Annotated in this window: 3 protein-coding genes; all 3 read left to right on the top strand. The window is 64.8% G+C overall.

Going from position 1 to position 9222, the window contains the following annotated elements; translation table 11 throughout:
- On the top strand, positions 1-341 hold a 341-nt coding region (locus tag ABG80_RS17420), incomplete at its 5' end, for a phosphopantetheine-binding protein (protein WP_152987714.1).
- Positions 342-343: 2 nt separating this feature from the next.
- On the top strand, positions 344-8377 hold the full coding sequence (locus ABG80_RS17425) for a non-ribosomal peptide synthetase (RefSeq protein ID WP_058088892.1): 8034 nt from the start codon (positions 344-346) through the stop codon (positions 8375-8377).
- A 4-nt stretch (positions 8378-8381) separates the two neighbouring features.
- Positions 8382-9222, top strand: an 841-nt coding sequence (locus ABG80_RS17430) for a condensation domain-containing protein (RefSeq protein ID WP_235513924.1), incomplete at its 3' end; no start/stop codon positions are given.

The raw sequence follows: 9222 nt of genomic DNA on the forward strand, positions 1-9222 counted from the left end.
CGGGGCAAGCCGGGCAGAGGCCAGCCACACAGGCGCCGCAAGGCGAGGTCGAGCAGGCGCTGGCGCAGATCTGGGCGCGGGTGTTGGGCCTGGCGCCAGAGCGCATCGGGCGGCATGACAACTTCTTTGAAATCGGTGGGCATTCATTGCTTGCTGTGCGCATCACCACCCTGATGGCCCGTCATCACGGTTGCCAGATCGAGGTCAAGCAGCTGTTCGCCTTGCCCACGGTCCATGCCCTGGCCGCACACGTCGTGGAGCTCGGGCAGTTCCGCGATGACGAAGGGCGGGCTGCGAGCCTGCTGGAGATGGACCGCCTGTTGAACGAATTCGAGGTGTGAAGATGAGCAGGGTTGAACGGCAGATCGACGAGCAGCAGATTGCCAGGCGTTTCGCCGCGCTGGCGCCCGAGGCCCGGCGCGGCTTCATCGAAAAGTTGCGCGTGGCGGGGCTGAACTTCGGTGAGCTGCCCATCGTACCGACGGAGCGCGGGGCACGGCCTCAACTTTCCTACAGCCAGCGCGGCTTGTGGCTCACGTGGCGACTCGACCCCGACAGCCCGGCCTACAACATGCCCGGTGCATTGACGCTGGAGGGGGCGTTGAACGAACTCGCGCTTGACAGTGCGCTGCACGCATTGCTGGCGAGGCACGAGGTACTGCGCACCGTCTACCTTGTCGGCGAAGACGGTGAGCCGTTTCAGCATGTTCTGGAAGGCGCCGTGGTCAAGCTTGCCTCGGTCGATCTGAGCAGCTTGCCCCCCGAGGCACGCGAGAGCGCATTGCAGCAGCACAAGATCGCCTTCGCCCGCAAACCATTCAGGCTCGATGCCGATCTGCCCTTGCGCGCGTGCCTGTGGCGCCTGGGCGAAAGCACGCATGTGCTCGGGTTGGCGCTGCACCACATCGCGGGCGATGGTGCGTCAATTGCCATCTTGATCGATGAGTTGCTGGCCTTGTACGAAGCAGCCTGCGCAGGCGCACAGGCTAGACTTGCCTGCCTGCCGATCCAGTTCGCGGACCATGCTGCCTGGCAACGAAACTGGTTCGAGGCCGGCGAGCGCGATCGCCAACTGGCCTACTGGCGGGGCAAGCTGGGATCTGAGCACCCACCGACGGTGTTGCCCCTTGATCGCCCGCGTGGCGGGCAGCGTTCCGTACAGACCATTCATGCTCAGGAAGGCAAGCTGGCCTTCGAGTGGACTCAGGAGCTGAGCGACGCCATCCGGCAACTGGCCCGCCAACAAGGGGCGTCCGCTTTCATGGCCGTGCTGGCTTTGCTCAAGCTGACCCTTTACCGCATCAGCGGGGATGCAGAGCAACGCATCGGGTCGCCCATTGCGAATCGCCAGCGAGCTGAGACGACGGGCTTGATCGGCTTCCTCACCAACGTGCAGGTCTTGTGCACTCGAATCACCCCGTCGAGCGATTTCCCAGCGTTGCTGGCCGCAGTGCGAGACACGGTACTCGATGCGCAAATGCACCCTGACCTGCCTTTCGACATGCTCGTGGAGGCTTTGCAACCACACCGTCAACCCGGTGTGCATCCGCTTTTCCAGGTCAAGTGCACGCAACAGGACGGTTTGCCGGCGCCCAGGCAAGTGGCCGGCCTCAAGGTGGGTGTACAGGCCATGTCAGGCGGGCGCGCGCATTTTGATTTGAGCCTGGATTTCGTCGACCGACCGCAGGGGCTGGTCTTCGAGATGGCCTTCGACCGCGACCTGTTCGACATCGCCACCATCGAGCGCCTTGCGCAGGCCTTCACCCAGCTGTCGCACCAAGTGGCGAAGCGGCCGACCGCAGGTGTGACGGAATGGCCCGTTTCATGGCCGCAGGCAGCGCTGCAGGGGCCCGACCGCCATTTCGCCGATGCCGACGTGCTGGCGATGTGGCAACGCGCCCGCCGAGCCAAGCCTGATCAGTTGTGTGTGAGCGATGAGCGCCGGGCGTTGACGCAAGCCGATGTGCACGCGCAGTCAGATGAGCTGGCGGCTCGCCTTGCTGAGCAGGGCATCGGTGTGGACGACCGCGTGGCCATCCTGGCAGAGCGTTCATGCGAGTTCCTGCTGGGGGTGCTGGCCGTGCTCAAGGCCGGTGCAGCCTATGTGCCGTTGGACCCTCGCCTGCCGACCCACCGCTTGCGCCATCAGGTAGCCGACAGTGGTGCCCGTGTGCTGTTGTCGGATCAGGCATGGCCAGATTCCCCGTCAGGGCTGACAACCCTGCCCATCGCGTGCGAGGCGCAGCCGTCGGCACCGATCACGCCGCGGAGCGTCCATGCTGGCCAGGCCGCCTACGTCATCTACACATCGGGATCCACCGGTGTGCCCAAGGGCGTGGTGGTGAGCAGGGGTGCATTGGCCAACTACGTGCAGGCCATGCTGGAGCGACTCGCGTTGCCCGATGATGCAGCGGCGATGGCCATGATTTCCACGGTCGGGGCCGACCTCGGTCACACCAGCTTCTTCGGGGCACTGTGCAGCGGGCGCACCCTCCACATGGTCGGCTCGGAAGTCGCGTTCGACCCGGACCGCTTCGCAGCCCTCATGGCGCAGCACCGCATTGATGTGCTGAAGATCGTGCCGAGCCACCTTCAGGCCTTGATGCACGCGGCCAGCCCCGCTGACGTGCTGCCTCGCCATGCCCTGATCCTGGGGGGTGAGGTGACGCCCTGGTCGTTGTTGGAGCGCATCCGTGCCCTGAGGCCGGATTGTCGGGTGTTCAACCACTACGGTCCGACCGAAACCACCGTGGGTGCTTTGATGCAGGACGCAACCACCGCCGATGCGCAGACACGGCTGCTCCCACTGGGCACCCCGCTGGCCAATGCACAAGCGCTGGTCCTCGGGCCGGACATGCAGTTGCTGCCGCATGGCATGGCGGGCGAGCTGTTCATCGGTGGGGCGGGCGTGGCGCGAGGCTACCAAGACCGCCCCGGCCAGACGGCCGAGCGGTTCGTTGCGCACCCGTTTGCGCCGGGGGCGCGCTTGTACCGAACGGGTGATCGCGTGCGGCAAGGTGCCGACGGCAGCCTTGTGTTCCTGGGACGCCTGGACGATCAGGTCAAGGTGCGCGGCCACCGCGTCGAGCTGCAGGAGATTGCCCAGGTGATCAGGGCCCAGGCGGGCGTGTGCGAAGCAGAGGTCATCGCCCGCGACGCCCCTGATGGCCGCCAACGACTGCTGGCCTATGTGGTGCCGACAACGCCTCTGACGACCATGCTTGAGGCGAGTGACGGCCAGAGCTCGACACCGGTGCCTCTGTCCCATTTGCGCGAGGCCTTGTCTCGCGTGCTGCCGGACCACATGGTGCCCACCGCGATCGTGGCGATGGAGGCCTTGCCTTTGACCCCCAATGGCAAGGTCGATCGCAAATCGCTGCCAGAGCCGCCGGCGGACGTTGACGCAGCACGATCAGGCGAGCAAGATGCGCCCCGAGGCCTCACCGAGCAGGCCCTGGCCGACATCTGGGCGCAGGTTCTCAAGCTGCCGCGTCTCGGTCGACACGACAACTATTTCGACTTGGGTGGTGATTCCATCCTCACCTTGCAGATCGTGGCCCGCGCCCGCAAGCGGGGCCTGCTCATCAGTCCGAAGCAGCTGTTGTCCTTGCAGACGGTAGCTGCTCTGGCAGAGGTGATCGCGGAAACCCCGGCGACCAATGACCAGGCACGGCTTTCGGCTCCTCCTGCGTCGCAACCCGACGCGGCCGGGTTCTTTGAACTGACGCCGGTGCAGCGTTGGTTCTTCGAGCAGCGGTTCGATGAGCCGCACCACTGGAATCAGTCGGTTCTTCTCGACGCCTGTGTGGACCTGACCCTTGAGCAGGTTCGCGAGGCCGTGGCAAGGGTGGTCGCGCGCCACGACGCCCTGCGATTGTGCTTCGAGCACCACGAGGGGCGCTGGCGCCAACGCGTGACGCCGACATCGGAACTGGATGGTTTGCTGAGGTGCGTGAGGCTGGAGGGCATGGTGTCCGGCCGAGTTCATCCCGAGCAGGAGGCGTTGGGGCTGGCCGCCCGCGCGGCGATCGAGGACGCACAGCGTTGCCTCAGCCTGTCGAGGCCCTTCAAAGCGATCTGGTTGGACGGCGGGCGCGCCCGCCCGGGGCAGCTGCTACTGGTGGCCCATCACCTGGTGGTCGATGCGGTTTCGTGGCGGATCATCATCGAAGACCTTGGCGCGGCCTGCCAGGTTCGGGCTGACGAAGGGCTGCACCAATCGACATCTTGGAGCGCCTGGTCGCAAGCATGGGTCAGCCACGCTGCGCGGGGGGCGTTCCGAGAAGAGTTGCCGCACTGGCAAGCCCAGGCTGCCAAGCCGGACGATGACCTCCCAGGAAGGCTCCATGAGCCCAACTTGGTGGCTGATGCCCGCACCATTGATGCGGCGTTGAGCGCAGAAGCCACGACCAGCCTGCTGAGCCAGGCGCCTGTCGCCTACCGGACCCAGGTCAATGATTTGCTGCTCACCGCGCTGGCGCGCGCCTTGTGTGCATGGTCCGGCAAGCAGACTGTGTTGATCGAGTTGGAAGGACATGGCCGCGAGAGCGATGGCATCGATGACATGGATCTGTCACGCACGGTGGGATGGTTCACGACCTTGTTTCCCGTTCGCTTGAATCCTGGCCAGGGCGATGTGGGTGAAAGCATCCGTTCGATCAAGGACCAGCTTAGGCAGGTGCCGAACAAGGGCATTGGGTATGGAGTGCTTCGCCATTTGAGCGAGCAGGGTACGACCCTCAAAGAGGGGCCGTCCGCACAGATCACTTTCAATTACCTCGGCCAGGTTGACGGCCATGAGCAAGGGCCAGGTTCCATTTGGTGCCTGAGCGAAATCCAGCCCCATGAACAACGATCACCAGGCAGCCCTCGTCGAACGTGGATTGATGCAGGTGCCATGGTGCGCGATGGCCGCCTCCAGGTGCGATGGACTTACAGCGAGCGCATCCACGACGCCGAGACGATGGGCCAGCTGGTCGATGCCTTCATCGGTGAACTGCATGCGTTGATCGCCCACTGTGCCGAGGAAGGCAACCATGGCTTGACGCCCTCCGACCTGCCCCTGGCCGGCTTGTCGCAGGCTCAGCTGAACCGACTGGCCTTGCCGGATGCGAGCCTGGCGCAGCTGGCCGACCTGTACCCCTTGTCTCCGATGCAGGCTGGCATGCTGTTTCACAACGCATTCGATCCTGGCGGGACGTCGTACACGAATCAGGTCCGCATCGACATCGACGGACTCGATGCCGATCGCTTCACGCAGGCATGGCAGGTGCTGATGACCCGCCATGAGGTCCTCCGAACGGGCTTCATCCACGTCGATGGCAAGCCCTTGCAATGGGTGGTCCGCGAGGTGCCGTTGCCCCTGACGCTGCGCGATGAGCGCGCCACGCCTGATCAGCAAGGGGTGCTCGATGCGCTGGCCGCCCAGGATCTGGCGCGTGGTTTCGATCTGGCCAAGCCGCCGCTGATGCGTCTGACGCTGGTGCGCATCGGCGATCAGCGCCATCACCTGATTTGGACCCGCCATCACCTGTTGATGGATGGCTGGAGCACGTCCTTGCTGATGGCCGAGATGCTGACCAGCTACCGGGGTGAGTCGCTGCCGCCCCGTCATGGCCGGTTCCGGGATCACATCGCATGGCTTCAGACGCGCGACCACGGCGCAGCCACCCGGCATTGGCAAGCCTTGCTGGGCGAGCTGCAAACGCCCACCTTGCTGGCAGCGGCATTGCCGCCCCCCATGTCTGTGTCGGGGCACCTGTCTCTGATGCGGGTCATCGACGCCGTGGGAACGGCCAGCTTGCAGGCTTTCGCGCGCCAGGCACGTGTGACGGTCAACACCCTGGTCCAGGCGGCCTGGAGCCTGCTCTTGCAGCGCTACACCGGCCAACAGACGGTGTGCTTCGGAGCCACAACGTCGGGTCGCCCGGCAGAGCTGGCAGGCGCGGAACGCATGCTGGGGCTTTTCATCAACACCTTGCCTGTCACGGCGCAGCCATCTGCAGGCCAGGACAAGGTCGAATGGTTGCAAGCGCTCCAGGCGCAGAACGCCGCGTCCCGCGAGCATGAGCAGGTGTCCCTGGCCGAGATCCAGCGTTGTGCCAGGGCCGCAGGTGGCAAGCTGTTCGACTCCATCGTCGTGTTCGAAAACTACCCGGTCGATGAGGTGCTGCGCGCATCGCAGCAGCCCGCCGACCGAGGCCCCCGTTTCCAAGTCAGGCAGGTGCGGGAAGAGACCAACTACCCGATGACCCTGTCTGTCAACCTGGGGCAGACCTTGTCGATCGAATACGCCTGGGCGGGCCAGTGCTTCTCACGCGAACAGATCGAGCGCCTGGCGAGTCATGTCGAAGCCTTGCTGCTTGGTTTGGCCGACCCCGCCTGCCGACGGCTGGGTGAACTGAGCATGTTGCGCGACAGCGAATCGTCTGCATTGACCAAGCAGGGTCATGGCACCGAGGTGGGTGCGCATGACGCAATCCAGCTGCCGGTGCACCAGAAAATCGCCCAACAGGCCGCGCTCCGGCAAGACGCCTTGGCGCTGGTCTGCGGGGATCGCTCGTGCACCCATGCCGAACTCGATGCGCGTGTGAACCGGCTGGCGCATCGCCTCATCCGCCTCGGTGTGCGCCTGGAAGACCGCGTGGGCGTGGCCGTGGAGCGGGGGCTGGACATGATCGTGTCGGTGCTGGCCATCCTGAAAGCTGGAGCGGCCTATGTGCCGCTGGACCCCAGCCATCCGCAAGATCGCCTGGCCTTCATGATCGAGGACATCGGCATGAAGCTGGTGCTGGCCCATGCGGCCACCCAAGCCAGCCTGCCCGTGCAAGCTGGGGTGACGGTGATCGCCTTGGATGAACTGGCGCTCGATGATGAGCTTGTGACGGCGCCCGAAGTGGCCTTGCACCAGGACAGCCTGGCCTATGTCATCTACACCTCGGGCTCGACGGGAAGGCCCAAAGGTGTCGGAGTGTCGCACCGGGCGCTGGCCCGGCATGCGCGAGTCGGCGTGGGCTTTTTCGACCTGGGGCCGGACGACAGGATGCTCCAGTTCGCCACGCTCAACTTTGACGGCTTCATCGAGCAGGTGTTCCCTGCCTTGTCGGTCGGCGCTGCCGTGGTGGTGCGCGGCACGGACCTGTGGGACAGCCGCACCCTGCATCGTCAGTTGACCGAGCACGGCGTCACCGTGGCCGACCTGACCACCGCCTACTGGTTGCTGCTGGCGCAGGACTTCGCCCAAGAAGGGCGGGTGGAAACAGGGCGGCTCAGGCAGGTGAACGTGGGTGGCGAGGCCATGCCGCCAGAAGGGCTCAGGGCCTGGCGCGACGCAGGTCTGGTCCATGTGAAGGTGCTCAACACCTATGGCCCCACCGAGGCCACCGTGACGGCATCTGCGCTGGACTGCACGCCCTTTGTCGATGGCAGCAAGCGGCTGCCGCAGCAAATGCCCATCGGCCAGGCCTTGGGCGGTCGTGTTCTGCGCGTGTTGGATGCCGACCTGAACCCCGTGCCATTGGGGGTGGTGGGGGAGCTCGCCATTGGCGGTGGCTTGCTGGCTCGAGGGTACGAAGGCCGGCCGGCGTTGACGGCTGAGCGCTTCATCGCCGACCCGTTCCATCCACAAGGCGCTCGCCTGTACCGAACGGGTGACCTGGTGCGCTGGAGTGAAGATGGCGAACTGACCTTCCTCGGACGGGTCGATCACCAGGTGAAAATCCGCGGCCTGCGCATTGAGCCCGGCGAAATCGAGGCGCAACTGCTGGCGCAGGCGGAGGTCAAGGAAGCCGTGGTGGTAGCGCGGCCTTCACTGGGTGGCGTCAGGTTGATCGCACACGTGTCGCTGCATGCCGGTCAAACCGCCGAAACCGGTGATGAATCCCGCGCGCGGATGGGCGAGGCCCTGCGCCTGAGGCTCGCTGACGAATTGCCTGACTACATGGTTCCCTCGCTCGTTGTGGTGCACATGGCCCTGCCGCTGAACCCCAATGGCAAGGTGGACCGCAAGATGTTGACCGAGGCGGATCTGCCTGAGCTGACTGAAGCCACGCCGAGTGGATTGGCCGAAACGCCATCGCTGCCTTTGGATGAGACCGAGCAGACCCTCGCTGCGCTGTGGCAAGAAGTGCTGGGCGTGCAGCGTGTGGGGCGCAATGAGAATTTCTTCGCCTTGGGTGGGCACTCACTGCTGGCCTTGCAATTGTCTTCTCTGATTCAGAGGCAATGGCCCGGCGCCATGACCGTGCGCGACATCTTCGCACGCCCTGTGTTGGCGGACATGGCGAATGCCTTGCGCCAGGAAGGGCGTGCCAACAGCCCATCAGCCCAGTCGCTCATGGACATCGACGCATTCATCGATCAACTCGAAAGTGCCTGACCGCATGGATCCCTCTGCTTTTCACCTGCGCATCGCCGAGCGCTTCGCCAAGCTTTCAACGGAGCAACGTCGTGCGGTGTTCGAAAAAGTCCAGGCTGCAGGCATGAACGCGCTAGATCAGTTTCCGGTGCTTGCGCGTGAACCATCCATGGCGGATCGTTGCCCCGCCTCTCATGCCCAGGCGCGTCAGTGGTTCCTGTGGCGCATGGCGCTGGATGGCTCGGCGTATCACATCGCAGGCGCCTTGCGTTTTCATGGTGCACTTGACAAGCTGGCCATGCAGGCGAGCTTGACAGATGTGGTCCAGCGGCACGAGGCGCTGCGAACGGTGTTCGATGCCGATGAGGCAGGGCATGTGCATCAGCGTGTCTTGCCTGAGGCAGCATTCACGTGGATCGATCTTGACCTGCGTGGTCAAGCCGGTGCTTGGCTCGGTCTGGACGGTGATGCAGCGGGTGAATTGCCTCCTCAGGTGCAGGATGCAGCGAACCGCATGGCGTCTCAGCCCTTCGATCTGCAGCGTGGCCCTTTGTTGCGCGTGGGGCTGGTGCGGTACGCCGCAGATGCCCACCTGCTGGTGGTGGTCATGCACCACATCGTGGCCGACGATGCATCGATGGACATCATGGTGGACGAGTTCGTGAAGCTGTATCGGGCGCGTGGCCAAGGCGTGCCTGCCGATCTCCCACCTGTGCCCGTCCAATGCGCAGACCATTCGGTGTGGCAAAGGCATTGGCTGGAGTCAGGGGAGGCTGTTCGGCAGCTGGCGTGGTGGAGAGGGGCGCTGGGCGATCATCACCCGGTGCTGCAACTGCCTGCGGACCATGCGCGCAGCGCTGCTGTGG

This window comes from Aquabacterium parvum (genome assembly GCF_001447195.1).
In the GTDB taxonomy this organism is placed as follows: domain Bacteria; phylum Pseudomonadota; class Gammaproteobacteria; order Burkholderiales; family Burkholderiaceae_C; genus Aquabacterium; species Aquabacterium parvum.